18 protein-coding genes and 2 pseudogenes are annotated in these 24,578 nt (G+C 72.8%); 16 read left to right on the top strand and 4 right to left on the bottom strand.

The features are described 5' to 3' along the window. Window positions 1-145 precede the first annotated feature (145 nt). The 15 genes and pseudogenes from LRS07_RS13820 to LRS07_RS13750 form a co-directional block, all read left to right on the top strand. Window positions 146-3,344: pseudogene (locus LRS07_RS13820) on the top strand (efflux RND transporter permease subunit). After that, window positions 3,341-6,607, top strand: a complete 3,267-nt coding sequence (locus tag LRS07_RS13815; RefSeq protein ID WP_260502117.1) for an efflux RND transporter permease subunit — start codon at window positions 3,341-3,343, stop codon at window positions 6,605-6,607. The pseudogene LRS07_RS13820 and the gene LRS07_RS13815 overlap by 4 nt, the downstream one beginning before the upstream one ends. Next, window positions 6,604-8,058 (top strand): efflux transporter outer membrane subunit, encoded by a 1,455-nt coding sequence (locus LRS07_RS13810; RefSeq protein ID WP_260498591.1) that lies wholly within the window; start codon window positions 6,604-6,606, stop codon window positions 8,056-8,058. Before LRS07_RS13815 ends, LRS07_RS13810 begins: the two co-directional genes overlap by 4 nt. 355 nt (window positions 8,059-8,413) lie before the next feature. After that, on the top strand, window positions 8,414-8,971 hold the full coding sequence (locus LRS07_RS13805) for a dihydrofolate reductase family protein (protein ID WP_260498590.1): 558 nt from the start codon (window positions 8,414-8,416) through the stop codon (window positions 8,969-8,971). Continuing rightward, complete coding sequence (locus LRS07_RS13800) at window positions 8,968-9,258, top strand: hypothetical protein (protein ID WP_260498589.1); 291 nt, start codon at window positions 8,968-8,970, stop codon at window positions 9,256-9,258. Before LRS07_RS13805 ends, LRS07_RS13800 begins: the two co-directional genes overlap by 4 nt. Window positions 9,259-9,260: 2 nt before the next feature. Then, complete coding sequence (locus LRS07_RS13795; RefSeq protein WP_260498588.1) at window positions 9,261-9,749, top strand: GNAT family N-acetyltransferase; 489 nt, start codon at window positions 9,261-9,263, stop codon at window positions 9,747-9,749. Beyond that, window positions 9,746-10,123, top strand: coding sequence for a hypothetical protein (locus LRS07_RS13790; RefSeq protein ID WP_260498587.1), 378 nt, complete (start codon window positions 9,746-9,748; stop codon window positions 10,121-10,123). Before LRS07_RS13795 ends, LRS07_RS13790 begins: the two co-directional genes overlap by 4 nt. Window positions 10,124-10,154: 31 nt before the next feature. After that, window positions 10,155-10,568, top strand: a complete 414-nt coding sequence (locus LRS07_RS13785; RefSeq protein ID WP_260498586.1) for a PPC domain-containing DNA-binding protein — start codon at window positions 10,155-10,157, stop codon at window positions 10,566-10,568. Window positions 10,569-10,606: 38 nt separating this feature from the next. Continuing rightward, window positions 10,607-11,317, top strand: coding sequence for a TetR/AcrR family transcriptional regulator (locus tag LRS07_RS13780; RefSeq protein ID WP_260498585.1), 711 nt, complete (start codon window positions 10,607-10,609; stop codon window positions 11,315-11,317). Between the two features lie 168 nt (window positions 11,318-11,485). After that, complete coding sequence (locus LRS07_RS13775) at window positions 11,486-12,739, top strand: alpha/beta fold hydrolase (protein WP_260502116.1); 1,254 nt, start codon at window positions 11,486-11,488, stop codon at window positions 12,737-12,739. 37 nt (window positions 12,740-12,776) lie between these two features. After that, window positions 12,777-13,649, top strand: a complete 873-nt coding sequence (locus LRS07_RS13770; RefSeq protein WP_260498584.1) for a VOC family protein — start codon at window positions 12,777-12,779, stop codon at window positions 13,647-13,649. A gap of 34 nt (window positions 13,650-13,683) precedes the next feature. Further along, the gene (locus LRS07_RS13765; RefSeq protein ID WP_260498583.1) at window positions 13,684-15,366 is read left to right on the top strand and encodes an AMP-binding protein; all 1,683 of its coding nucleotides are present in this window, start codon (window positions 13,684-13,686) and stop codon (window positions 15,364-15,366) included. Further along, the gene (locus LRS07_RS13760) at window positions 15,363-16,532 is read left to right on the top strand and encodes an FAD-dependent monooxygenase (RefSeq protein ID WP_260498582.1); all 1,170 of its coding nucleotides are present in this window, start codon (window positions 15,363-15,365) and stop codon (window positions 16,530-16,532) included. Before LRS07_RS13765 ends, LRS07_RS13760 begins: the two co-directional genes overlap by 4 nt. Before the next feature lie 23 nt (window positions 16,533-16,555). After that, window positions 16,556-17,533, top strand: coding sequence for a Bug family tripartite tricarboxylate transporter substrate binding protein (locus tag LRS07_RS13755; protein WP_260498581.1), 978 nt, complete (start codon window positions 16,556-16,558; stop codon window positions 17,531-17,533). A gap of 16 nt (window positions 17,534-17,549) precedes the next feature. Beyond that, window positions 17,550-18,278: pseudogene (locus tag LRS07_RS13750) on the top strand (maleate cis-trans isomerase family protein); the annotation flags it as partial. 51 nt (window positions 18,279-18,329) lie between these two features. On the opposite strand, the gene LRS07_RS13745 reads toward LRS07_RS13750, so the two are convergent. Beyond that, a complete protein-coding gene (locus LRS07_RS13745; RefSeq protein ID WP_260498580.1) occupies window positions 18,330-19,823 on the bottom strand; it encodes a CYTH and CHAD domain-containing protein in 1,494 nt (497 codons plus the stop codon). A gap of 211 nt (window positions 19,824-20,034) precedes the next feature. Here LRS07_RS13745 and LRS07_RS13740 point away from each other — a divergent pair, with 211 nt between their 5' ends. After that, window positions 20,035-20,946 (top strand): SDR family NAD(P)-dependent oxidoreductase, encoded by a 912-nt coding sequence (locus LRS07_RS13740; RefSeq protein ID WP_260498579.1) that lies wholly within the window; start codon window positions 20,035-20,037, stop codon window positions 20,944-20,946. A 10-nt stretch (window positions 20,947-20,956) separates the two neighbouring features. On the opposite strand, the gene LRS07_RS13735 is transcribed toward LRS07_RS13740, so the two are convergent. Genes LRS07_RS13735 through LRS07_RS13725 form a run of 3 tightly spaced genes read right to left on the bottom strand, consistent with a single transcriptional unit; the run spans window position 20,957 to window position 24,470 of the window. Beyond that, on the bottom strand, window positions 20,957-21,769 hold the full coding sequence (locus tag LRS07_RS13735; RefSeq protein ID WP_260498578.1) for an enoyl-CoA hydratase/isomerase family protein: 813 nt from the start codon (window positions 21,767-21,769) through the stop codon (window positions 20,957-20,959). After that, a complete protein-coding gene (locus LRS07_RS13730; protein ID WP_260498577.1) occupies window positions 21,766-23,445 on the bottom strand; it encodes an AMP-binding protein in 1,680 nt (559 codons plus the stop codon). Before LRS07_RS13730 ends, LRS07_RS13735 begins: the two co-directional genes overlap by 4 nt. Before the next feature lie 17 nt (window positions 23,446-23,462). Continuing rightward, window positions 23,463-24,470, bottom strand: coding sequence for a Bug family tripartite tricarboxylate transporter substrate binding protein (locus LRS07_RS13725; protein WP_260498576.1), 1,008 nt, complete (start codon window positions 24,468-24,470; stop codon window positions 23,463-23,465). Window positions 24,471-24,578 lie beyond the last annotated feature (108 nt).

Below are 24,578 nucleotides of genomic sequence, written 5' to 3'. Positions count from 1 at the left end.
GGCGCCAGCGGCCGGCGCAGGACGCAGCGGCGGCGGCGCCGTGAGCGACGATCGCCGCATCGACACCCCGACGCCGGCCGCCGATGGTGCGCCGGGCGGCATCTCCCGGCTGTTCATCCTGCGGCCGGTGGCCACCTCGCTGCTGATGCTGGCCATCCTGCTGTCGGGCCTGGTCGCGCTGCGGCTGCTGCCGCTGTCGGCGCTGCCGCAGGTCGACTACCCGACCATCCAGGTGCAGACGCTGTACCCCGGCGGCAGCCCGGAGGTGATGGCGCAGACCGTCACCGCGCCGCTGGAGCGCCAGTTCGGCCAGATGCCCGGCCTGGCGCGCATGAGCAGCAACAGCGCCGCCGGCGTCTCCGTCATCGTGCTGCAGTTCGCCCTCGGCCTGAAGCTCGATGTGGCCGAGCAGCAGGTGCAGGCCGCCATCAACGCCGCCAACGCCCTGCTGCCGGCCGACCTGCCGGCGCCGCCCATCTACGCCAAGGTCAATCCGGCCGACGCGCCGGTGCTGACGCTGGCCGTCACCTCCGACACGCTGCAGCTGACGCAGGTGCAGGACCTGGTGCAGACGCGGCTGGCGCAGAAGATCTCGCAGGTGCCGGGCGTCGGCCTGGTCAGCCTGGCCGGCGGCCAGCGGCCGGCGGTGCGCATCCAGGCCGACGCCCAGGCGCTGGCCGCGCAGGGCCTGGGCCTGGACACGCTGCGCAACGCCATCTCGGCGGCCAACGCCAACCAGGCCAAGGGCAGCCTCGAAGGCGCCGCCCGCAGCTACAGCATCAACGCCAACGACCAGCTGGTGGTCGCCGACGACTACCGCGAGCTGGTGGTGGCCTGGCGCAACGGCGCACCGGTGCGGCTGAAGGACGTGGCGCGCATCGTCGACGGGGCCGAAAACACCCGGCTCGGCGCCTGGGCCGGCTGGCCCTGCGCGGCCGCGATGGCGGACGGCGACTGCCGCAGCCGCGCGTCGGCGGACACCGCCGCCGATGCGGATGTGGTGCCGGTGCTCAAGCCGGCCGTGGTGCTCAACGTGCAGCGCCAGCCGGGGGCCAACGTCATCGACACGGTGGACGCCATCCGCAACCGCCTGCCCGAGCTGCAGTCGGCGCTGCCCGGCGGCATCCAGGTGGCGGTGCTGGCCGACCGCACCACCGGCATCCGCGCGTCGGTCAAGCACGTGGCGTGGGAGCTGGTGCTGGCCGTGGTGCTGGTGGTGCTGGTCATCTTCGCCTTCCTGCACAGCTGGCGCGCCACGCTGATCGCCAGCCTGGCGGTGCCGATCTCGCTGATCGGCACGCTGGGCTTCATGCAGCTGCTCGGCTACTCGCTGAACAACCTGAGCCTGATGGCGCTGACCATCGCCACCGGCTTCGTCGTCGACGACGCCATCGTGATGATCGAGAACATCGCCCGCCACCTGGAGATGGAACGCAGGGCCGGCCGCCCTGCGGGCCCCCCGCGCGGCGATGGACGCCGCCATCCGCGGCGCCTCGCAGATCGGCTTCACCATCGTCTCGCTCACCGTCTCGCTGGTGGCGGTGTTGATCCCGCTGCTCTTCATGGGCGACGTGGTGGGGCGCCTGTTCCGCGAGTTCGCGGTCACGCTGGCCATCACCATCGGCCTGTCGGCGGTGGTGTCGCTGACGCTGGTGCCGATGATGTGCGCGCGCTGGCTGCGCGAGGAGGGCCCGCCGGGCCGCTTCGCCCGCAGGTTCCAGCGCGGCTTCGACCGGCTGGTCGCCGGCTACGCCCGCACGCTGGACGGCGTGCTGGCGCGCCAGGGCCTGACGCTGCTGGTGGCGCTGGCCACGCTGGTGCTCACCGTGCTGCTGTACCTGGGCATCCCCAAGGGCCTGTTCCCGACGCAGGACACCGGCCAGCTGCAGGGCCGGGTGGAGGCCGCGCAGGAGGTGTCCTACCCCCGCATGGCCAGCCTGCAGGCCGAGCTGGCGCGGGCGCTGCTGGCCGACCCGGCGGTGCGCAACGTGGCCAGCTTCGTCGGCGTCGACGCGGCCAACAGCACGCTGCTGCACACCGGCCGCCTGTTGATCCAGCTGCAGCGCGACGGCCGGCCCGGCCTGGACGCGTTGCTGCAGCGGCTGCAGCAGCGCGCCGCCGCGGTGGCCGGCGTGTCGCTGGTGCTGCAGCCGACGCAGGACCTGACCATCGACGCCGAGGGCGGCGCCACGCTGTACCGCGCCTCGCTGGAGGGCGCCGACACCGCCACGGTGCGCAACTGGTCGCTGAAGCTGGTCGAGGCGATGAAGCGACAGGCCGGCCTGGCCAACGTGGTGACCGACGCCGGCGCCATGGGCCGCGCGCTGCAGGTGCAGCTCGACCGCGACAGCGCCGCGCGGCTGGGCATCACCGCCGCGGCGCTGGACGACGCGCTGTACAACGCCTTCGGCCAGCGCATCGTCTCCACCATCTTCACGCCGACCAACCAGTACCGGGTGATCCTGGAAGCGCGGCCCGACACCCAGCAGTCGCCGCAGGCGCTGCACCAGCTGCCGCTGCGCACCAGCGGCGGCGACACCGTGCCGCTGTCGGCCGTGGCACGCATCAGCGAGGTCGAGGCGCCGCTGCAGTTGAGCCATGTCGCGCAGTACCCGTCGGCCACGCTGGGCTTCGACACCGCCCCCGGCACCGCGCTGGGCGCGGCGGTGCAGCAGGTGCGCGACGCGGCGGCGTCGATCGGCCTGCCCGAGTCGGTCTCCCTGAGCTTCCTCGGCGCGGCCGGCGCCTACGAGCAGTCGCTCGTCAGCCAGCTCTGGCTGATCCTGGCGGCGGTGGTCTGCGTCTACATCGTGCTGGGCGTGCTCTACGAGAGCTACGTCCACCCGCTGACCATCCTGTCCACGCTGCCGTCGGCGGGCGTCGGCGCGCTGCTCGCGTTGTGGATCAGCGGCCAGGACCTGGGGGTCATCGGCATCATCGGCATCATCCTCCTGATCGGCATCGTCAAGAAGAACGCGATCATGATGATCGACTTCGCGCTCGACGCCGAACGGCACGAGGGCCGCAGCCCGCACGAGGCCATCCGCGAGGCGGCGCTGCTGCGCCTGCGGCCCATCCTGATGACCACCTTCGCCGCGCTGTTCGCCGCGGTGCCGCTGATGCTGGGCTTCGGCGAGGGCGCCGAGCTGCGCCGGCCGCTGGGCCTGGCCATCTTCGGCGGGCTGATCGCCAGCCAGCTGCTGACGCTGTTCACCACGCCGGTGATCTACCTGGCCTTCGACCGGCTGGGTCGGCGCTTCGGGCGGGCGCCGTCGCGCGCGCCGGTGGACGTCGAGGGCCCGCGCGACGCCGAGGGCCTGACCGAAGGGCAGGGCGGCCGATGAACCTGTCGCGGCCCTTCATCCAGCGCCCGGTGGCGACCGTGCTGCTGACCCTCGGCCTCGCGCTGGCCGGCGCGGCCGCCTTCTTCACGCTGCCGGTGTCGCCGCTGCCGCAGGTCGACTTCCCGGTCGTCACCGTCAGCGCCAACGTGCCCGGCGCCAGCCCGGCCACCATGGCCAGCAGCGTGGCCACGCCGCTGGAGCGGCGGCTGGGCAGCATCGCGGGCGTCAACGAGATCACCTCCACCAGCGGCATCGGCTCCACCCGCATCAACCTGCAGTTCGACCTCTCGCGCGACGCCGACGGCGCGGCGCGCGAGGTGCAGGCGGCGATCAACGCCTCGCGCGCCGACCTGCCGGCCACGCTGCGCAGCAACCCGACCTACCGCAAGGCCAACCCGGCGGCGGCGCCGGTGATCATCCTGGCGCTCACCTCCAAGACCCGGTCGCCGGGGCAGATCGTCGACGCGGTGTCCAACGTGCTGCAGCAGCGCATCGCGCAGGTGCAGGGCGTGGGCGACGTGGAGATCGGCGGCGGCTCGCTGCCCGCGGTGCGGGTGGAGGTGAACCCGCTGGCGCTGGCCCGCATGGGCCTGGCGATGGAGGACGTGCGCGCCGCCGTGCAGGCCGCCACCGCCAACCGGCCCAAGGGCGCGGTGGAGGTGGGCGGCGAACGCCTGCAGGTCTACACCGCCACCCAGGGCCTGGACGCCGACCAGCGCCGCGACGCCGACGCCTACCGCGACCTCGTCATCGCCTGGCGCGACGGCGCGCCGGTGCGCCTGCGCGACATCGCGCGGGTGATCGACGGGCAGGAGGACCGGCGGCAGTTGGGCCTGTTCAACGGCCAGCCGGCGGTGATCGTGCTGATCACCCGGCAGCCCAACGCCAACATCATCGAGACGGTGGACTCGGTGCGCGCGCTGCTGCCGTCCCTGCGCGCGCAGATGCCGCCGGACATCGAGCTGCAGGTGGCCTCCGACGCCACCGCCTCCATCCGCGCCTCGCTGCACGAGGTGGAGATCACGCTGCTCATCAGCATCGTGCTGGTGGTGGCGGTGGTCGGCGTGTTCCTGCGCCGCTGGCGCGCCACGCTGATCCCGGCGGTGGCCACGGTGGTGTCGCTGCTGGCCACCTTCGGCGTGATGAAGCTGCTCGGCTTCTCGCTCAACAACCTCAGCCTGATGGCGCTGACGGTGGCCACCGGCTTCGTCGTCGACGACGCCATCGTCGTGCTGGAGAACACCAGCCGCCACATCGAGCGCGGCATGCGGCCCTTCGAGGCCGCGCTGCTCGGCGCCAAGGAGGTGGGCTTCACCGTGCTGTCGATCAGCCTGTCGCTGGTGGCGGTGTTCATCCCGCTGCTGTTCATGGGCGACCTGGTGGGGCGGCTGTTCCGCGAGTTCGCGGTCACGCTGTCGGCGGCGGTGCTGGTGTCGCTGGTGATCTCGCTGACCACCACGCCGATGATGTGCGCCTGGCTGCTCAAGGCCGAGGGCACCGGCCGCCGGCCCGGCCGCATCGCCCGCGGCTTCGAGCGGGCGCAGGACGCGCTGCTCGGCGCCTACGCCCGCGCGCTCGACTGGGCGCTGCACGCCAAGGCGCTGGTGATGCTCATCCTGTTGGCGGTGATCGGCCTCAACGTCTACCTCTTCGCCCAGGTGCCCAAGGGCTTCTTCCCGCAGCAGGACACCGGCCAGCTCAACGGCGGCCTGCGCGCCGACCAGAGCATCAGCTTCGAGGCGCTGCAGGCCAAGCTGCGCCAGCTGGTGGACGTCATCCACCGGGACCCGGCGGTGGACACGGTGGTCGGCTTCACCGGCGGCGGCCGGGCGGGTGGCGGCTTCCTCTTCGTCAACCTCAAGCCGCGCCCCGAGCGCACCGAGGGCGCCCAGGCGGTCATCGCCCGCCTGCGGCCGCAGATCGCGCGGGTCACCGGCGTGCAGCTCTTCCTCAACCCGGTGCAGGACCTGCGCTTCGGCGGGCGCTCGGCCAACGCCAGCATCCAATACACGCTGAAGGCCGCCGACCCGGCCGAGCTGCGCACCTGGGCCGAGCGCCTGGCGCTGGCCATGCGCGGCCGGCCCGAGCTGTTCACCGACGTCGACACCGACCTGCAGCAGAACGGCGTCGAGGCCTATGTCGACATCGACCGCGAGCGCGCCGCGCGTCTGGGCATCACCCCCCGCGACATCGACAACGCGCTGTACAGCGCCTTCGGCCAGCGCCAGGCGGCGACCCTCTACGATGAGCTGAACCAGTACCGCGTCATCCTCGAAGCGGCACCGGGCTGGGGCCGCACGCCGGCGGCGCTGGCCGACGTGATGGTGCCGGCGCGCGGCCTCACCGCCGCCGGCACGGCGAGTGCGGCGCAGGCGCAGGCGGCGCTCAACCCCTCCGCCGCGGCCAGCGGCGCGGGCAGCAGCAACGCGGTGGTCAACCCGTCGCTGCGCGACGCCTCGGCGGGCACGCCGCTGGCGACCGGCGGCGCCACCACCATGGTGCCGCTGTCGGCCATCGCCACCTTCCGCGAGCGGCCGACCGCCGCGTCGGTCGCCCACCAGGACGGCGAGCTGGCCGCCACCATCGCCTTCAACCTGCCGGAAGGGCGGGCGCTGGGCGAGGCCCAGGCCGGGCTGCGCGAGCTGGCCGACGAGATCCGCCTGCCGTCCAACGTGCGCGGCAGCTTCCAGGGCACCGCGCGCAACTTCCAGCAGTCGCAGGGTCAGCAGCCGCTGCTCGTCCTGGCGGCGCTGGTGGTCATCTACCTGGTGCTGGGCGTGCTCTACGAAAGCCTGGTGCACCCGCTGACGGTGCTCTCAACGCTGCCCTCGGCCGGCGTGGGCGCGGTGCTGGCGCTGCTGATGTTCCGGCTGGAGTTCTCGCTCATCGCGCTGATCGGCGTCTTCCTGCTCATCGGCATCGTCAAGAAGAACGCCATCCTCATCATCGACTTCGCGCTGCAGGCCGAACGCGCCGGCGCGACGGCATTGGAAGCGGTGCGCGAGGCCTGCCTGCTGCGCTTCCGTCCGATCCTGATGACCACGCTGGCCGCGGCGCTGGGCGCCCTGCCGCTGGCCGTCGGCTTCGGCGACGGCGCCGAGCTGCGCCGGCCGCTGGGCATCGCCATCATCGGCGGGCTCATCGCCAGCCAGCTGCTCACCCTGCTGACCACGCCGGTGGTCTACCTGCTGCTCGACCGCCTCAGCGGCCGCTCGTGGTGGCCGCGCCGCTGGCGCCGCGCCGCGGCCCTGCCTGCCACATGACCGCACGCCCGCTGCTTCCCACCCTGATCGCCCTGGCCGTGCTGACCGGCTGTGCCAGCGGCCCGACGCGCCAGCCGCAGGCGCTGGCGGTGCCCGCGGCCTTCAAGGAAGCGCCGCCGGGCTGGACGACCGCGCAGCCGGCGGACGGTGTCGAGCGCGGGCCCTGGTGGCAGGGCTTCGGCGACCCGGTGCTCGACCAACTGGCCACGCAGGCCCTGCAGGCCAACGCCAACCTGGAAGCCGCCGCCGCCGCGCTGGAGCAGTCGCAGGCGCTGGTGCGCCAGCAGCGCGCGGCGCTGTGGCCGGTGCTCACCGCCAGCGGCGGCGCCACCCGCAGCGGCAACAGCACCGGCAGCGGCACGGTGAGCAGCGTCAACCCGACCGCCGGCACCGTGACCAGCAGCGCGCGCGGCAACCGCTTCTCGGCCAGTCTGGGCGCGAGTTGGGAGGCCGACCTGTGGGGTCGGCTGCGCGGCGGCGTCAACGCCGCGCAGGCCGGCGCCGAGGCCAGCGCCGCCGACCTGGCCGCGCTGCGCCTGTCGGTCACCGGAGAGCTGGCCGCCAACTACCTCGCGCTGCGCAGCGGCGAGGCCGAGGCCGCGCTGCTGCGCGAAACGATCGCGGCCTACGAACGCTCGCTGCAGATCACGCAGAACCGCTACACCGTCGGCGTGGCGCCGAAGAGCGACGTGCTGCAGGCGCAGACCCAGCTGGCCAACGCCCGCGCCGACCTGCTGACGCTGGAGCGCAGCCGCGCCCAGTTCGAGCACGCCATCGCCGTGCTGGTGGGCCAGGCGCCCGGCGGCTTCACCCTGGCCCCCGCCGCCTGGCGGCCCGAGGTGCGGCCCGACATCCCGCCCAGCCTGCCCAGCACGCTGCTGCAGCGCCGCCCTGACATCGCCGCCGCGCAACGTCGGGTCAACGTGGCGCAGGCGCAGATCGGCATCGCCCAGGCGGCGCTGTTCCCCAGCCTGCAGCTCAGCGCCAGCTATGGCAGCAACGCCACCCGCCTCGGCGACCTGTTCAGCGCCACGGCCTGGTCGCTCGGCCTGTCGCTGGCGCAGACGATCTTCGACGCCGGCGCCCGTCGCGCCGCCATCGACCAGAGCCAGGCGGCGTGGGTGCAGTCGGTGGCCAACTACCGCCAGACCGTGCTCAACGCCTTCCAGGACGTCGAGGACCAGCTCGCCGCGCTGCGCGTGCTCGACCAGCAGCAGGGCCTGCGCCGCGAAGCCGCCGACGCCGCGGTGCAGACCCAGGCGCAGGTGGAGAACCGCTACCGCGCCGGCCAGGTGGGCTACACCGAGGTGGTCACCGCGCAGGTGACCGCCTTGAACGCGCGGCGGGCGCTGGTGCAGGCGATCGCCGACCGGCAGGCGGTGGCGGTGGCACTGGTGCGGGCGCTGGGGGGTGGGTTCGAGATGGGAGACCTGGTGGCGGGGAGGCAGTGACGCCGAACCTTCTGGTCTGCCTGCCGCCGGAGCACTCTGCTTCGACAGGCGCGACTTCCGAGGTATCGACAGCGCGCGGTTCGCATTCAAGAATGCGGCGGACCCTATGGGTCATGGGTGTCGTGATCACTCGACCTGCGAGATCCAATATATGCCCGCGTTGATCTTGTGGGGTGCCGGCGCCAGCTTCGGTAGCGGCGGCGCCCAGCCGTGTCGCCCGCCGCTGGGGAACGGTCCGGACGGTCTCTTTGCCAGACTGGAGGCAGCCGGTGGGCAGGGAACTGGCCGCATACCTCGCGGAGTTCGAGCCGCAAAGGCGATGGCACCCGTGACCTAGTTTGGACACGCTTGAGCAGTGGGCCTCCTCACCTTCACCCTCAACCTCACCCTCGACGGCTGCACCGACCACCAGGAAGGCATCGCCGACGACGAGACGCATGCCTTCTTCACGCGCCTGATGGACGAGGCCGGGGCGATGCTGTGGGGCCGGGTCACGTACGAGCTGATGGAGGGCTACTGGCCGGCGGTCGCGCGTGGTGAGGTGGCCGCGGTGCCCGCGGTGCGCGAGTGGGCGGTCAAGCTGGAGGCCAAGCCGAAGTACGTGGTGTCGTCGACGCGGACGCACTACCCATGGACCCGCAGCCATCACCTCGCCGGCGACCTGCGCGAGACCGTGCAACGGCTGAAGGACGCGACACCCGACGGCGTGCTGCTCGGCAGCGCCCGACTCGCCTCCGGGCTGGACCGGCTGGACCTGATCGACGAGTACCGGCTGCTGGTGCACCCGCGCATCGCCGGGCACGGCCCGACGCTGTACGCTGGCGGGCTGCCCGGCACGCGGCGGCTGGCCCTGGTCTCGGCGACGCCGCTGCGCAATGGCGCGGTGGCGATGCACTACCGGCGCGAGCGTTGAGCTTCGAGGCCGCAGGGTTCGTCGGGTCCGACCCCTTCGCCGCCTTCGACCTGCCGGCCTCGGCCAAGCGGGTGGTCACCTTCCTTCGGCGCCCGGCGGAGCTGTCGCTCGCCCTGCCCATCGAGCAGGACGGCGCCCACATCCCGATCGTCACCGGAACCGAGGTGCTGTCGGCCGACGTGCCGGGGCCGAAGGGGCCGGCCCTCATGGCCTTGCTGGAACGGACGTTCGGCAGGACGATCACCACCCGCACCCTGCACACCGTGCGCAAATGCGCGGTGGCATGACCATGCCCGCCACCCTTTCCGAAGGCTACGCCCCCGGCTGCATCGGCCGCATCGCGGCCCTGCACGCGTCGTACTACGCCCGGGCCAGCGGCTTCGGCGTCGAGTTCGAGGCCAAGGTGGCCACCGAGCTGAGCCGGTTCTGCCTGCGCTGCGTGCCGGGCCGCGACGGGCTGTGGCTGGCGCGTGAAACGGAGGTCGAAGGTTCGATCGTCATCGACGCCTCGCACGTCGAAGCGGAAGGCGCGCACCTGCGGTGGTTCATCACCTCCGATGCGCTGCGGGGACAGGGCGTCGGGCGGCGCCTGCTGGCGCAGGCCATGGACTTCTGCGACGCACGGGGGTACCGCAAGGTGTTCCTGTGGACCTTCGAGGGGCTGGACGCCGCGCGGCACCTGTACGAGGGCCATGGCTTTCGCCTGGTGGACCAACGTGAGGGCACGACGTGGGGACGGCGGGTCAACGAGCAGCGCTTCGAACGGCGGACGGCGTGACGGCGCTGGCCGGCCTGCTGGCGCATGCGGTCGCGTTCACCGGGCTGCTGGCGCTGCTCCGGCCCGTCGGCGTCGTGCCTGTCGCCTGGGTCCTGGTCTTCGGGCTCGGCAGTGCCGTCCTGACCTGGGGGCCGCGGCACCCGATCTGGCCCCGGTCCCCCGCGGTGTGGTTGAAGGTCTTTGCCGTCACGGTGCTGGTGGCCGCGGTCTTCTTCGGCGCCGACGTGGCGTTGACCACGCTGGGCAACTCGGTCAAGCCGCGGGTGCCGCCGCCAGAGGCGCTCGGCGGCTTGACCTTGCCCCTCTTCCTGGTGCCCGGGGTGGCGAGCGTCGCCTGCGGCGCCTGGGTCGGCGCGCTGGTCGGGCGGCCGTAGCATCGCGTCTCCATCCACTCGGGAAGCCTCCATGCTCATGGCGTCGGCGCTGTGTCCCTTGCGGTTGCGTCCCGGCGACGACCTGCGCGCCGCGCTGGAGGCCGCCGGCGACGTGTCGGCCTTCGTGCTGAGCGGCATCGGCAGCCTGTCGCGGGTCCGATTGCGCCTGGCCGGTGCGGACGACGAGACGGTGCTCGACGGCCCGGTCGAGATCCTCACCCTGTCCGGCACGCTGACGCCGGACGGGGCGCACCTGCACATGGCGGTGGCCGATGCGCAAGGCCGGGTCGTCGGCGGCCACGTGGGCCGCGGCAACCTGGTGCGCACCACCGCGGAGGTGCTGCTGCTGCGCCTGCCGCAGTGGTCGTTGCGCCGCGAGCACGACCCCGGCACCGGATACCGAGAGCTGGTGGTCCCGCCGCCGCTGGCCGGGCACGACCACTAAACTCGACCGGGTCATCCGTCATCGACCGCCAGCCGCACTTGACCAGACCCACTGCCGCCGCGAAGGGCCGCGCACGTCGCAACGACCAGCAACGGCAGGCGCTGCTGGACGCGGCCTGCCGGCTGTTCATCGAACGCGGCTTCGGCGGCACCAACATCAACGACATCGCCGATGCGGTCGGCGTCACCCGCACCGCGCTGTACTACTACTTCCCCAGCAAGGAGTCGATGCTGCAGGCGCTGACGGAGGAGGTGACCGAGCAGGCCGCGCGCATGGCCGGCGAGCTGGCGCGCAGCGGTGCCGAAATGGCGCCGGACGAGGCCCTGCGCCGCCTGGTCGAGCAGCACGCCAGCCTCATCCTCCGTCACCCGCTGCAGTTCCGTGTCGTCGAGCGCAGCGAGAGCAGCCTGCCCGAGCCGCACCGGTCGCAGGCCGCGGCATCGCGGCGCGCGGTGCTGGACAACTTCGTCGACGCCATCGAGCGCGGCATCCACGCCGGCGTGTTCCGCCGCGTCAACGCGCACGTCAGCGCCTTCGCCATCCTGGGCATGTGCAACTGGTGCGCCTGGTGGTTCGATCCCGACGGCGATGTGCCGGCCGAAGGCGTCGCGCAGACCATCGTCGACTTCAGCCTGCGCTCGCTGATGGCCACCACGCCGCGGCGCGCGCGCGCCGACACCGCCGCCGAAGCGCTCGAGCAGATGCGCGACGCGCTGGGCGTGCTCGAGGCCAAGGTCCGCACACGCTGATCCGCGGCGTCGCCGGACGCCGGTTCTGCCCGATCCACGAACCGGGGCGATGACGCCACGGCCGCATTGCGACCCCGTGTTAACACTAACGTCTATTGTTTGACGTAGACGTCAAACAAGGCGCATGATGTGGCCATCGCCTTCGCCACCGCGCCTTGCGCCACGCCGATGTCCAGCGTCCATGCCGCCACCGCCGGCTTCCTCAACACCGACTGGAACCCCCGCGACCTGCCCGACGGGGCGGTGACGCGCAACGTGGTGCTGCGCACCGCCGACGGCGCCGCCTGCGGCGGTGCGCTGTACCGGCCATCGACGCCGACCGACACCGTCGTCTGTGTCATGCACCCGCGCGAGTTCATGGCCTGCCACTACCTCATCCCCGACATCGTGGGCGCGGGGTTCGCGGCCTGGTCGCAGCAGCCGCGCTCGGTGGGCAACGACCTGCGGCTGGAACACGAGTTCGCGCTGCACGACGTGGCGGCCGGCCTGACGTTCCTGCGTGCACAGGGCTTTCGCCGCATCGTGCTGCTGGGCAACTCCGGCGGCGCGGGGCTCTATGCCTTCTATGCGCAGCAGGCCGCGCTGCCAGGCTCGCAGCGCCTCGCCCGCACGCCGGGCGGCCGGCCGACCCAGCTGGGCGAACTCGACATGCCGCAAGCCGACGGCCTGGTCTTTGTCGGCCCGCACCCGGGGCAGGGCGCGCTGCTGATGAACTGCATCGACCCCTCCGTCACCGACGAGGACGACCCGCTGTCCGTCGACCCGACGCTCGACCCGCTCGACCGTGGCAACGGCTGGCGCGGTCGCGAGGGCACGCGATACGACGCGGCGTTCGTCGAACGCTACCGCGCGGCCCAGCGCGAACGCGTGGCACGGCTGGACGCGAAGGCGAGGGCGCTCATCGAGCGCCGGCAGGCGGCCCGCCAACGCGTGAAGGCCCAGGGTCGCGAGGCGACGAGCGACGACAAGCGCCTGGCCGGCCACACGCCCATCCTCAACGTCTGGCGCACCGACGCCGACCTGCGCTGCTTCGACCTGTCGCTCGATGCGTCGGACCGCCGCTTCGGCTCGTTGTGGGGCGCGGACCCTTATGCGTCCAACTACGGCGCGGTGGGTTTCGCCCGCCAGTGCACGCCCGAGAGCTGGCTGTCGACCTGGTCGGGCCTGAGTTCCAACGCCACGCTGGCGACGTGCGCACCGGCCCTCACGCAGCCGGTGCTGGTGGTCGAGTACACCGGCGACCAGGCCTGCTTTCCCGGCGACGTGCGGCGCATCGTCGAGTCGATCGCCAGCCACGACAAGCGCCATGAGCGCGTGCGCGGTGACCACCACGGCCGCGCGCTGACCGCCGACGAAGAGCCCGGACGTCACGCCGCGGGCCGCCTGCTCGCGCAATGGCTGCGCGAGCGCTTCCCGGCCTGATCCCCTTCGCCGCCAACCCCTTCGACGAAAGACCGCCATGTCCGCCCGCGACCTGCCCACGCCCACGCTGCACGGTGTCGACCACACCGCCCGCCCGACCTGGAAGCTCAAGGAGACGCTGCACTTCTACCGCGACCTGCTCGGCCTGCCGCTGGTGCACGTCATCTCCGCCCGCGGCTGGGGGCCGTCCACGCACCCGGACTTCCTGCACTTCTTCTTCGATGCCGGCCAGGGCGCGACCATCGCCTTCTTCTACTACCTGGGCAGCGAGCCGCCGGCGTCGATGCAGGGCCGCGCCGAGCGGCCGCCGACGCCGGACGACCATGTCTTCGACGCCACCCACACCGCCTGGCAGGTCGAGACCGAGGCCGACCTGCTGCAGTGGAAGCACCGCCTGGAGGCGCAGGGCCTGAAGGTGTCGGCCGAGACGCGGCACGAGGTGATCGAGTCGATCTACGTGCGCGACCCCAACGGCTACTTCATCGAGTTCACCCGCAAGCTGCGGCCGCTCACCGCGCTGGACGCCCGCGACGGTGCGCTGACGCTGCAGGCCGCCGTCGAGGCCGAGGACGCGGCGCGTGCCGCGGGCACCCGCGTCACCCGCATCGACGATGTGTGGGCGCGCAAGGCTGCGCTGCTGGACGACGGCCGTGCCAACGCGCCCATCCGCCTGTACGTGCCGCAGGTCGACGAGTTTTCCTCTCTGGTGGCCGAGGCGCGCCGGCGCGGCGACTGCACGGTGACGGCGCAGGACGGCCACGACCGCATCGAGGCACAGGCGCCGATCGAGTTCGGCCGCAAGGCGCTGGGCCTCAAGCCCGCCGTCTGGTATGGCCTCTTCACCGGCGGGCTGCACGGCCGCATCGAGGTGCTGGACCGCGACCGCGTGGTCATCGCCCCCGTGGCCTGAACCGCGCCACCACACCCACAAAGGAGACCCGCCCATGACGGCACGACGCTTCACCGTTCCCGGGGTGGTCTACCCCGACGCCGAGCGGGCACGACGCGCATTGGGCAGCGGCAGCTGGATCGACGCCAGCGTCGGCGATGCCCTGCGCGCCACCGCCGCCCGGCGGGGCGACGCGCCGGCCTTCATCAGCGACGAGCGCACCATCGGCTTCCGCCAGCTCGACGAGGACAGCGAGCGGCTCGCCGCCGCGCTGCTGGCGTTCGGCGCCGAGCCCGGCGACCGCGCCCTTTGCCAGCTCGGCACCACGGTGGAGACGGCGCTGGTGCTGCTGGCCTGCTTCAAGGCGGGCATCGTGCCGGTGTGCTCGCTGCCGCAGCACCGCGAGGTCGAGATCGGCCAGCTCGCCGAGCAGTCGGGCGCGCGGCTGTACTTCGTGCAGGCGGACTTCAGCGCCGGCTTCGACCTGCCGGCCTTCGCGCGCCGCATGATGGACCGGCACCCGGGGCTGCGGCACCGCATCGTCGTGCGCGGGCCGGACGACGAGCTGCAGCGGTTCATCGACGGCATGCCGCTGGCCACGGCGCGCGCGCGGCTGGCCGCCGTCGCCCCCGGCCGCGAGGACGTGCTGAGCTTCCAGCTTTCGGGCGGCACCACCGGCGTGCCGAAGATCATCCCGCGCTTCCACGGCGAGTACCTCGGGCACGCCGCCGGCTGGATGCGGCGCTTCCGCATCGACGGCGAGGGCCGCGTCGTCTGGTCGCTGCCGCTGATGCACAACGCCGGCCAGCTGTACGCCCTGATGCCCGTGGTGCTGGCCGGCACGAGCGCGGTGCTCATGCCCAAGGTCGACATCCGCCGCATGCTCGAACTCGTCGAGCAGCACCGGGTGACGCATGCGCTGTCCATCGGGCCGATCGCGCCGCAGCTCATGGCCTACGGCGACCTGGCGCAACACGACCTGTCCAGCCTGCGCCTGTTCGCCACCATGAGCCGCGCCGACACGCTGGAGGCGCACCTGGGCGTGCCGTGCTCCAACCTGTACGGCATCACCGAAGGGCTGCTGCTGGGGTCGCCGGCGGATGCGCCGGCGCAGGCCCGTCATGCCACGCAGGGCGCCTCCGGCTGCGAGGACGACGAACTGGTGTTGCTGCGCCCTGGCACCGAGGAGCCGGTGGCCCCGGGCGAGGCCGGCGAACTGTGCTTCCGCGGGCCGTCCACGCTCACGGGTTATGTCGGCCACCCGCAGGCCAACGCCGAGGCGTTCACCCGCGACGGCTTCTACCGCACCGGCGACATGATGACCGCGCACCACGTCGACGGCCGCTGGCACTACGCCTTCGAGGGCCGGCTGCGCGACAACGTCAACCGAGGCGGCGAGAAGATCGGCTGCGAGGAAGTGGAGGCCTTCGTCAGCCGCCATCCCGCGGTGGCCGACGCCAAGCTGGTCGCCATGCCCGATCCGTTCTACGGCGAGAAGGGCTGCGTCTTCCTCATCCCGCGCCCCGGCCGCACGACGCCCGATGTCAAGGCGCTGGCCGACTTCCTCGTCGCGCAGGGCCTGGCCAAGTTCAAGTGCCCCGAACGCGTGGAGGTGGTGGACAGCTTCCCCGTCACCCGCGTGGGCAAGCTGGACAAGCCGGCGCTCAAGCGCCGCATCGCCGAACTGCTCGCCGCCGAGACGGCGCAGGTCGCCGCGCAACCTGGAGCCCCGACATGAAGATCGCCGTCATCGGCGCCGGCCCGGCCGGCCTGTACTTCTCGCTGCTGGCCAAGAAGCACGACCCCGGCCATCAGATCGACGTCTACGAGCAGAACCCCGCCGGCGCCACCTACGGCTGGGGCGTGGTGTTCTCCGACGTCGGGCTGGCGTTCCTGAAGGAGGCCGACCCCGAGTTCCATGCCGAGTTCGTGGCGCACCACGAGCGCTGCGACTACATGGAGATCGTGCACCAGGGCACGCGGGTGCAGGTGCAGGGCAACCACTTCTCGCGCACCGCGCGGCTGGACATGCTGCAGGTGCTGCAGCGCGCCTGCGAACGCGTCGGCGTTCGGGTGCACCACGGCCACCGCATCGCCGACGTGCAGGCGCTGGCCGACGGGGTGGACCTGCTGGTGGCCGCCGACGGCGGCAACAGCGCCACGCGCACCCGCTTCGCCGACCACTTCCGCCCGCGCTTCGAGAAGCGGCGCAACAAGTTCGCCTGGTACGGCACGCGCCAGCGCTTCCATCCGGTGTCGCTGATCTTCCGGCCCGGTGCCCACGGGCTGTTCATCGCCCACGCCTACCAGTACAGCGCCGAGTTCAGCACCTTCCTGGTCGAGGTCGACCCCGACACCTGGCGCCGCGCCGGGCTGGAGGACGCCAGCGAGGACGACAGCCGCCGCCTGTGCGCGGAGGTCTTCGCGCCCGACCTCGGCGGGCACGACCTGCTCACCAACCGCTCGCTCTGGTTCGAGGCCAACATCGTCAGCAACGAGCGCTGGACCCACCGCAACATGGTGCTGCTGGGCGATGCGCTGCGCACGGTGCACTTCTCGCTGGGCTCGGGCACCCGCATGGCGATGCAGGACGCCATCGCGCTGCAGCGGGCGCTGGCCGAGCACCCGCGCGACCTGGCCGCCGCCTTCGCCGCCTTCGAGGGCCAGCGGCGCGCGCATTCCAGCACCTTCCAGCAGGCCGCCGCCCGCAGCCTGGACTGGTACGAGCACGTGGCCGACAAGCTGCACCTGTCGCCGCTGGACTTCGCCTACGACTACATGCGGCGCACCGGCCAGGTCGGCCACGCCGACCTGATGCAGCGCGACCCGCATTTCGTGGCCGCCTGGCAGGCGCAGCACGCCGCGCCGCACGACGCTCCCCAACCGCAGGCGCAGGCCGCCTGATCCACCAGACACCAGGAGAGACCATGACGCACCGATTCCTGCGGGCCCTCGCGCTCGCCGCTTCCGTCCTGGGCGCCAGCACGCTGTGCGCCGCGCAGACCTTCCCGCAAAAACCGGTGCGGGTGGTGTTGCCCTATTCGGCCGGCAGCGGTCCGGACGCGGTGGTCCGCCAGGTGGGGGAGAAGCTGGGCCAGGCCTGGGGCCAGCAGGTGATCGTGGACAACAAGCCGGGCTCCAACGGTTGGATCTCCACCGGCGAGGTCAAGCGCTCGGCCCCGGACGGCTACACGCTGCTGACGGTCGACGCCACCCACATGACGCTGCAGCCCACGCTGTACAAGTCGCTGCCTTTCGACCCGGTGAAGGACTTCGAGCCGGTGGCGCCGCTCTACCACACCAACTTCTTCGTTGTGGTGGGCGCCAACGCGCCGTGGAAGACGATGGCCGAGCTGCTGGCCGACGCCAAGGCCAAGGGCGGCCGCATGACCTACGGCACCTGGGGCTACGGCAGCGTGGCCCACATCGGCGCGGCCATGCTGGAGTCCGCCACCGGCACGCAGATGACGCACGTGCCGTTCAAGGAGCTGCCGCTGCTCTACACCTCGGTGGCCACGGGCGAGGTCGACTGGGCCTTCGGCACGGCCGCCACGGTGGCGCCGCTGGTGCAGGCGAAGAAGGTGCGGCTGCTGGCCTACGCGGCGCCGGCGCGCATGCCCGGCCAGGAATCGGTGCCCACCATGGGCGAGGCCGGCGGGCCGGCGGGCTTCGAACTGGGCACCTGGGTGGCGCTGTACGCGCCCAAGGGCACGCCGCGGCCGGTGATCGAGCGCATCAACGCGGCGGTCAACAAGGCGCTGTCCGAGCCCGACGTCAAGGGCCGCCTGGCGGGCTTCGGCTTCCAGCCCTGGGCCGCGCCGTCGGCCGACATCACGCGCTCGGCCGACGCCGACACGCGGCGCTACGGCGCCATCGTGCGGCAGGCCAGCATCTCCCTCGACTGACCGCAAGGCCCACGCCATGACCCCCAGGACGTTCCGCATCGGGCAGATCGTGCCCAGTTCCAACACCACGATGGAGACCGAGATCCCGGCCATGCTGCGGGCGCGGGAGGCGCTGCGCCCCGACGAACGCTTCACCTTCCATTCCAGCCGCATGCGCATGCACCGGGTGGTCAAGGAGGAGCTGGAGGCGATGAACGCGCAGGGCCTGCGCTGCGCCGCCGAACTGGCCGACGCGCGGGTGGACGTGATGAGCACCGCCTGCCTGGTGGCCATCATGGCGATGGGTCTGGGCCACCACCGCACCACCGAACGCGAACTCACCGAGGTGGCCCGCGCCAACGGCTGCCAGGCGCCGGTGATGACCTCCGCCGGCGCGCTGATCGACGGCCTGAAGGCGATGAAGGCGCGCCGCATCGCGCTGATGGCGCCCTACATGAAACCGCTCACCGACCTGGTGGTGCGCTACATCGAGTCGGAGGACATCGAGGTGGTCGACGCCCTCTGCTTCGAGATCCCCGACAACCTGGAGGTCGGCCGCCGCGACCCGATGCAGTTGCTGCAGGACGTGCAGCGGCTGGACACCCGGCGCGCCGACGTGGTGGTGGCCTCGGCCTGCGTGCAGATGCCCTCGCTGCCGGCGCTGCAGGCCATCGAGGACCGGCTGGGCCTTCCCACGGTGTCCACCGCCGCCTGCACGGTGCACCAGATGCTGGTGCGGCTGGGGCTCGACCCCGTCGCGCCGGGGGGCCGGCGCGCTGCTGCGCCCGGCGGGCTGACCGACGAGGGCGCGGCGGCGTCAGCGCCGCCCGGGCTCGCGCCAGAAGGCCAGCCGCCGACCCTGCAGCCGGCACAGCGCCTTGCGCGCGTCGCGGGCGGTGACGGCCAGGTACGCCTGCAGCCAGCCGGCGGCGAAACCCGCCTCGGGGTGGGCGGCCATGGCGGCGCGGAAGCGATCGGCCGCCACCGCCACGTCGTTGTGCTGCCCCAGCGCCTCCTGCGCCGGCTTCAGCCGGTCGAGGCAGCGGTCCACCGCCTTGTGCGGCCACAGCGGGCGGGCGAACTCCGCCAGGTAGCGCAGGCGCTTGAGGCGCTTGCGCACGCGGTGCTGGTCGTCGGTGGTGAGGCGGTCGAAGCGCATGCCGTCGCGGCGCACCCGCTTCCACAGCGACTGCAGCCGCTTGGCCAGCGTGCGGCGCAGGGCGGCGTGGTTCAGGCCGGCGAACCGTTCGTCACCGGCATGCGACAGCGCCAGCAGGCCGATCAGCGCGGCCTGCAGCGCCGGCGCCTGGACGGCCGGCGCCAGGTCGGCGGCCGGTGGTGGGGGCCAGCCGGTCATCGGGGCATGGGCGGCCTGCAGCAGCGGCTGCACCGCGGCGGACACCGCCGCCTCGTCGCGCCGTTCGCCCAGGCGGGCGAAGGCCTCGGCCAGGGGCACGCCCCAGGCCGGGTCGAGCGCGGGCGACAGCGCCTGCAGCTCGCGCAACGCGGTGCGCAGGCGGCGCAGGCCGACGCGGGCCTGGTGGACGAGGTCGGTCGCGTCCTCGCCGTCGGCGATCTCGCCCAGGTTGGCCAGCACCTGGTCCAGCGTGTTGCGCAGCGTCTCGCGCAGGAAGTCCGCCGCACCGGCGTCGTCGCCCAACTGCAGCGGCCGCGCCTTGGTCGGCGGCGACGGCGCGGCCGGTTGCAGCAGCCGTAGGCCGCGTGCGGCCTTGGGCAGCGTGCTCAGCCACAGCCCGTGGCGGGCGGTCCACTCGGCGGCCAGCACGAACAACGGCGCGGCCGGGCCCGCCTTGAGCTCCAGCTCCAGTTCGGCGAGCTCGGCCCGGCGTACGCCGGCGGCCACGTGGCCGGTGTCCAGCGCGAGCTCGACCACCGTCTCGCCCAGCCGGTGCTCGGCGTGCAGGCGGTCGACCTCGGTGGTCAGCACCGGCTGCAGGGCCGACGGCTCGACACCGTGCAGGGCCTCGCGCAGGCGGTCGAGCGCGGGATGGCCGTGGTGGCGCCCGAGGTCCAGCGGCGGCGGCGTGGTGCCGGCGTACGGCAGCTCGACCTCGTGCTCCAGCCGGTGCACGGCGCTGTCGCCCGGCGCCTTCAGCGTCTGCACCCAGCGCCCGCCCTCCAGTCGCAGCCGCAGGGCCAGCCGGGCCGCGGCCAGGCGGCCGTCGGCGGTGTCGAAGTACAGCGCGCGCAGCGGCAGCGTCGTGGCGCCGAGCTGCTGCAGGGCCTCGCGCACCGCGGACAGCGCGCCGGCGGGCACGCGCAGCTTGAGTTCCAGTTCGTCGTGGTTCATCGGAGCAGGGGGTGAGGCCGCGCAGGGTGGCATGGCGCCGCCGCGGGCGTCGTGACACCTTGATGACAGCCCTCCGACCCCGGGGTTCCCTGCCACCGGGGGCCGAAGGGGTCCCGAGGCGGTGGGCCGCGCCGTCCGCTTCGCGGCCGACAGCCGGCCGGCGAGCCCTTTGCTACCCTGCAACGCTGCATCACAAGAGGAGCGACACGAGATGAGTCTGGACTTCAGCGGCCGCGTGGCCATCGTGACCGGCGCCGGCGGCGGCCTGGGCCGCCAGCATGCGCTGGCGCTGGCGGCGCGCGGCGCCAAGGTGGTCGTCAACGACCTGGGCAGCACGACGGACGGCTCCGGCGGCTCCAGCGCCGCCGCGCTGGCGGTGGTCGACGAGATCCGGGCGGCCGGCGGCGAGGCCATGGCCAACGGCTGCTCGGTCACCGACGTGGCCGGCGTGCAGGCCATGGTGGACGAGGCGGTGGCCGCCTGGGGCCGGGTGGACATCCTCATCAACAACGCCGGCGTGCTGCGCGACAAGAGCTTCGCCAAGATGACGCTGGAGGACTTCCGCTTCGTGCTGGAGGTGCACCTGATGGGCTCGGTGGTCTGCACCAAGGCGGTCTGGCCGCTGATGCAGGCGCAGGGCTACGGCCGCATCGTGATGACCACCTCGTCGACCGGCCTGTACGGCAACTTCGGCCAGGCCAACTACGGCGCGGCGAAGATGGGGCTGGTGGGGCTGATGCAGACGCTGTCGATCGAAGGACAGAAGCACGACATCCGCGTCAACTGCCTGGCGCCCACGGCGGCCACCCGCATGACCGAGGGCATCATCCCGCAGGCGGTGCTGGACGCCATGCAGCCGGAGGCCGTGGTGCCGGCCATGCTGGTGATGGCCTCGCAGGACGCGCCCAACCGCACGGTGCTGCTGGCCGGCGCGGGCAGCTTCGAGGCTGCGCACGTGACCATGACGCAGGGCGTGCACCTGGGCATGGGTCCCGACATCGACAGCCGGCTGGCCGCGGTGATGGACACCGTCACCGACCGCGCCGGCGAGCGGGTGCCGGTCAGCGGCCACGAGCAGGGCCAGCACGAGGTCGGCAAGGCGATGGCCGCCAACGGCGGCTGATCGCCCCGGTTCAGCGGCCGCTGAACTTCGGCGGCCGCTTCTCCATGAAGGCCCGCGGGCCCTCGCGCGCGTCGTCGGTGGTCATGATGAAGCGCTTGGCCTCGTCCTCCAGCCGGAACGCCTCGTCCAGCGGCCGGCCGCTGGAGGCGAGCACCGTGCGCTTGACCGCCTGCACCGCCAGCGGCGCGTTGTCGGCGATGCGTGCGGCCAGTGCCATCGCCTCGGCCTGCAGGCGCTCCTTGGGCACCACCTGGTTGAGGATGCCCCAGCGCAGCGCCTCCTCCGCGCCGAAGGTGGCGCCGGTGAGCATGATCTCCATCGCGCGGGCCAGCGGCACCTGCCGCGGCAGCCGCGCCATCGAGCCGCCGAAGGGGATGACGCCGCGGCGCACCTCGGGCAGGGCGAAGGTGGCGTGCTCGGCCGCGAGGCGGATGTCGGTGCCGAGCAGGATCTCCAGCCCGGCGGCCATGCAGGCGCCGTTGACCGCGCCGATGACCGGCTTGTCCAGCGGGTAGCCGCGAAAGGCCGACGCCGCATGCACCTGGGGATCCTCCAGCAGCCGCCGGTCCCAGTCGTCCTCGGGCGGGCGCTCGCCGGACATCAGCGGGATCGAGCGCTGCAGGTCGCCGCCGGCGCAGAAGGCGACGTCGCCGCTGCCGGTGAGCACCGCCACCCGCAGCGCGTCGTCGGCGGCGAAGTCGATCACCGCGTCGGCCAGGCGGCAGATCATCTCCGGCGACAGCGCGTGGCGCGCGGCCGGCCGGTCGAAGGTGATGACGGCGATGGCGCCGTGCTTCTCGTAGCGCAGGGGCGTCGGGCTCATGTCGTCGACAGTTCCTTGACCAGCCGGTCGCGCAGCGCGAACTTCATCACCTTGCCGCTGCCGGTGAGCGGGTAGCCGTCGACGAAGCGGAAGTACTTGGGCAGCTTGTGGCGCGCGATGTGGGCCCGGCAATAGGCTTCCAGCTCCTCCGCCGTGACGGTCTCGCCGGGGCGCGCCTGGATGAAGGCCGCGGCCTCCTCGCCCATGTACTCGTCGGGCACGCCGACCACCTGCGCCTGCGCCACCTTGGGGTGCTGCATGAGGAAGTTCTCGACCTCGGCCGGGTAGACGTTCTCGCCGCCGCGCTTGATCATGTCCTTCAGCCGGCCGACGATGCGCACCGTGCCGTCGGCGTCCATCGAGGCCAGGTCGCCGCTGTGCAGCCAGCCCTCGGCGTCGATGGTGCGGGCGGTGGCGTCGGGCTGCCGGTAGTAGCCCGGCGTCACGCCGAAGCCGCGCACCAGCAGCTCGCCCGGCTGGCCGTGCGGGCAGGTGGCGCCGTCCTCGCCCACCACCTTCACCTCCAGGTGCGGCAGCGGCCGCCCCACCGTCAGCGACTTGCGCTCCAGCGGGTCGTCCATGGCGGTGCAGGTCACCATCGGGCTGAGCTCGGTCATGCCGAAGCCGATCTGCGCCACCACGCCGAAGTCGTCGCGCAGCCGCGTCAGCACCGGCACCGGGTAGGGCGTGCCGCCGCCGATGAGCAGCCGCAGGCTGTCCAGCTTCGACTGCGTGGCGAGGAACGTGGGGTGGTTCCACATCGCGATCAGCATGGTCGGCACCGCGCACAGCACGGTCGGCTTCTGCTCGGCGATCAGCTCGAGCATCGCCCCGGCCTCGAAGGAGCTGGTCTTGATCAGGCGCGCCCGGTGCACCAGCGCGCCCAGCACCTCGACGATGTTGCCGGCGGTGTGGAACAGCGGCATGGCCGACACCATCGAGTCGCCCTCGCGCAGCCCGACCGCGCCGCCGAAGACCCAGGCGTTGTTGACCGTGCCGTGGTGCGTCAGCATCGCGCCCTTGGCCGCGCCGGTGGTGCCGCTGGTGAACTGGATCTGCCAGACGTCGGTCGGCTTCACCGCGGCCTGCCGCTCGGCGAGCACGGCATCGGGCGCTTCGGCGCCGGCCGCCACCACCGCATCGAAGCCGACGGTGCCAGGTTCGTCGACGCCGGGCTCGCCGACCAGGACGGCCAGCCTGAAGGTCGGGTGCGAGCCCGGCGTGCCGAGGTCCGGCACGATGGCGCGCAGGTGCTCCAGGAAGGGGTTGCCGCGGTGCGACCGCTGCAGGATCAGGCCCGACAGTTCGGCCTGGCGCACGATGTGCGACAGCTCGGCCTGCCGGCTCTGCGTGTTGACGGTGACCAGCACCGCGCCGATCTTGGCCAGGGCGAAGTTCGCCACCAGCCACTCCGCCCGGTTGCTGCACAGCACGCCGACCTTGTCGCCGGCCTGCACCCCCAGGCCGATCAGGCCCTTGGCGAAGGCGTTCACCTGGCGGCGCAGGCCCCCCAGCGTGAAGTCGGTGTCTTCGCCGGACTCGAGGTTGCGGCAGAGCAGGAACGGCCGGTCCGCCCGCTCGTCGGCGCGCCGGTCCAGCAGGTCCCCCACCGTGAGGGACAGCAGGGCCGGACCCGGCTCGGCGGTCCAGCGTGATTCGTGTGAATGGACTCCCATGGCGTTGCAGTGTGCCGTCAGTCGGCGCGCATGCCGTAGCGGCGCACCGCCTCGGCCCACTTCGGCAGGTCGGTGGCCAGCATCTGCGCGAACGGCTGGCGCGCGGTGCCGGTGATGCGGAAGCCCGTCTCCTCCAGCTTGCGCTTGGTGTCCGGGGCGCGCAGCGACGCCACCGTGGCATCGCTGAGCTTGTCGAGGATGGGCACCGGCGTGCGGGCCGGCGCGAACATGCCGAACCAGTACACCGCCTCCATCGGCGCCAGGCCGATCTCGCGTGCCGTGGGCACGTCGGGCAGCACCGGCGAGCGGCTGCTGGACGTCACGGCCAGCGCCTTCAGCTTGCCGCTGCGGAGGAAGGGCAGCGCCAGCGCCACGCTGGCGAACAGGGCGTGGATGTCGCCCGAGGTGATGCCGGCGATGCCTTCGCCCGGCGCACGGAAGTGCACCGGCTCGACCTTCAGCTTGGCCGCGTCGCCGAACTGCATGGCCGACAGGTGGGCCGGGTTGCCGACGCCGAAGGTGCCGGCCAGCAGCGGCTGGCGCTGGCGCGCCCACGCCAGGTACTCGTCCAGCGAGTTCGTCGGCGCCCGCTCCGGGTTCACCACCAGCAGCAGGTCGGCCGAGCCCAGCTCGCCCAGCGGCGCGAAGTCGCGCAGCGGGTCATAGCGCACGCTCTTGTAGACGTGTGGCGTCAGCGCGATCTCGGACATCGTGCCGAACAGCAGGGTGTAGCCGTCGGCCGGCGACGACAGCACGGCCTCGGCGGCGAGGGTGCCGCCGGCGCCGGGCCGGTTGTCCACCACGAAGGGCTTGCCCATCAGCTCCTGGAAGCGCTGGGCCACCGCGCGGGCGGCCACGTCCGGCGCGGTGCCGGCGGCGTTGCTGAGCACGATGCGGCCGGGCTTGCTCGGGTACTCGGCGGCGGTCTCGGCGCGGGCGGCGCCGGCGCCCAGGCCCAGGCCGGCGGCAGCGCCGGCGGCCAGCAGGGAGCGGCGGCGCAGCGGGGGAAGCGTTGAGCGGTTCATGTGTCTCCTCCATCGGACCGGGGGCCCGGGGCAGGTGGCAGACTAAGACCTGGCCGGCGCCTTGTCTGTCGGCCGCGGGGCCTGCGGGGTAACCCTTGCTTCGGGGCC

Origin of the sequence: Aquabacterium sp. J223, from assembly GCF_024666615.1 — a bacterium.
GTDB lineage: Bacteria > Pseudomonadota > Gammaproteobacteria > Burkholderiales > Burkholderiaceae_C > J223.
The sequence above is the reverse complement of the archived record's forward strand: the minus strand, read 5'-3'. Positions and strand labels throughout refer to the sequence as shown.

What these genes read in the sequence shown, in the direction of transcription:
- LRS07_RS13810 (WP_260498591.1), top strand. Translation starts at nt 6,604, where the DNA reads ATGACCGCACGCCCGCTGCTTCCCACCCTGATCGCCCTGGCCGTGCTG.
- LRS07_RS13755 (WP_260498581.1), top strand. Translation starts at nt 16,556, where the DNA reads ATGACGCACCGATTCCTGCGGGCCCTCGCGCTCGCCGCTTCCGTCCTG.
- LRS07_RS13735 (WP_260498578.1), bottom strand. Translation starts at nt 21,769, where the DNA reads ATGAGCCCGACGCCCCTGCGCTACGAGAAGCACGGCGCCATCGCCGTC.
- LRS07_RS13795 (WP_260498588.1), top strand. Translation starts at nt 9,261, where the DNA reads ATGCCCGCCACCCTTTCCGAAGGCTACGCCCCCGGCTGCATCGGCCGC.
- LRS07_RS13775 (WP_260502116.1), top strand. Translation starts at nt 11,486, where the DNA reads ATGTCCAGCGTCCATGCCGCCACCGCCGGCTTCCTCAACACCGACTGG.
- LRS07_RS13725 (WP_260498576.1), bottom strand. Translation starts at nt 24,470, where the DNA reads ATGAACCGCTCAACGCTTCCCCCGCTGCGCCGCCGCTCCCTGCTGGCC.
- LRS07_RS13745 (WP_260498580.1), bottom strand. Translation starts at nt 19,823, where the DNA reads ATGAACCACGACGAACTGGAACTCAAGCTGCGCGTGCCCGCCGGCGCG.
- LRS07_RS13770 (WP_260498584.1), top strand. Translation starts at nt 12,777, where the DNA reads ATGTCCGCCCGCGACCTGCCCACGCCCACGCTGCACGGTGTCGACCAC.
- LRS07_RS13730 (WP_260498577.1), bottom strand. Translation starts at nt 23,445, where the DNA reads ATGGGAGTCCATTCACACGAATCACGCTGGACCGCCGAGCCGGGTCCG.
- LRS07_RS13760 (WP_260498582.1), top strand. Translation starts at nt 15,363, where the DNA reads ATGAAGATCGCCGTCATCGGCGCCGGCCCGGCCGGCCTGTACTTCTCG.
- LRS07_RS13740 (WP_260498579.1), top strand. Translation starts at nt 20,035, where the DNA reads ATGAGTCTGGACTTCAGCGGCCGCGTGGCCATCGTGACCGGCGCCGGC.
- LRS07_RS13765 (WP_260498583.1), top strand. Translation starts at nt 13,684, where the DNA reads ATGACGGCACGACGCTTCACCGTTCCCGGGGTGGTCTACCCCGACGCC.
- LRS07_RS13815 (WP_260502117.1), top strand. Translation starts at nt 3,341, where the DNA reads ATGAACCTGTCGCGGCCCTTCATCCAGCGCCCGGTGGCGACCGTGCTG.
- LRS07_RS13785 (WP_260498586.1), top strand. Translation starts at nt 10,155, where the DNA reads ATGCTCATGGCGTCGGCGCTGTGTCCCTTGCGGTTGCGTCCCGGCGAC.